1 protein-coding gene is annotated in these 1,015 nt (G+C 66.5%); it reads left to right on the top strand.

Annotated elements, in window-relative coordinates; translation table 11 throughout:
* Positions 1-63 precede the first annotated feature (63 nt).
* The coding region (locus ACMO6A_RS10865) for a FecCD family ABC transporter permease (RefSeq protein ID WP_418471253.1) at positions 64-1,015 on the top strand (952 nt) is incomplete at its 3' end.

Genomic DNA, 1,015 nt, shown 5'->3' with positions numbered 1-1,015 from the left:
GATTTAAATATTATTCTCATTTACGAATGTTAAAGGACGAGGGCAATAGAAGCTGTTGAAGACATGCTGGAGGATGGGGACGGTGCTTCCGGCGCTATGAGCGCCGGAAGCACCGAGGGGCCGGCCCCTCGGCCGCGCGACGACAAGGCGGCGGCTCAATGCGCTTCCCGCCGAAGCGCGCGGCATGGCACGCTCATCCTAGTCGCGCTCGGCGCGCTCGTCCTGGCGAGCACGCTGGCCTCGCTCATGCTGGGCCGCTACCCCATCACCCCGATCGAGGCTGTCGGCATGCTGGCCAACCTGGCGCTCCCCATCGACTCGTTCTGGACCTCCCAGCAAGAGACGCTGTTCTTCCAGGTGCGTCTGCCGCGCATCGCGCTCGCGCTCATGGTGGGCTGCAGCCTGGCTACTGCCGGCGCCGCCTACCAGGGCACGTTCCAGAACCCGCTCGTCTCCCCCGATATCCTCGGAGCTTCGCAGGGCGCGGCGTTCGGCGCCGCAGTGGCCATCCTGCTGGGACTCGGCTCGCTCGGCATCTCGCTGTTCGCGTTCGCCTGCTCCATCGCCGCCGTGCTGCTGGTGCTGGCCGTCGGCACGCGCGCCAAGGGCAACCATCTGCTCATCGTGGTGCTGGCCGGCGTCATGGTCAGCTCGCTGTTCCAGGCGGGCGTGTCGTTCACCAAGCTCATCGCCGACCCTACCGACCAGCTGGCCGCCATCACCTACTGGCTCATGGGCAGTCTGACCGGCGCCAAATGGAGCGACATGGCTTTCGCGCTGCCTCCCATCGCAATCGGTCTCGCGGCGCTGTTCGCCTTGCGCTGGCGCATCAACGTGCTCACCATGGGCGACGACGAAGCCTCCACCATGGGCGTGAACGCCCGCCGCGTGCGGCTCATCGTCATCTTGGCCGCCACCCTCGTCACCGCCGCCAGCGTGTCAATCTCGGGCATGATCGGCTGGGTAGGCCTCGTCATCCCCCACTTCGCGCGCATGATCGTCGGCTGCGACTACC

The organism is Eggerthella sp. (assembly GCF_048329335.1).
Classification (GTDB): Bacteria; Actinomycetota; Coriobacteriia; order Coriobacteriales; family Eggerthellaceae; genus Eggerthella; species Eggerthella lenta.
Note: the sequence above shows the minus strand (reverse complement) of the source record. Positions and strands in the feature narration are given on the sequence as shown.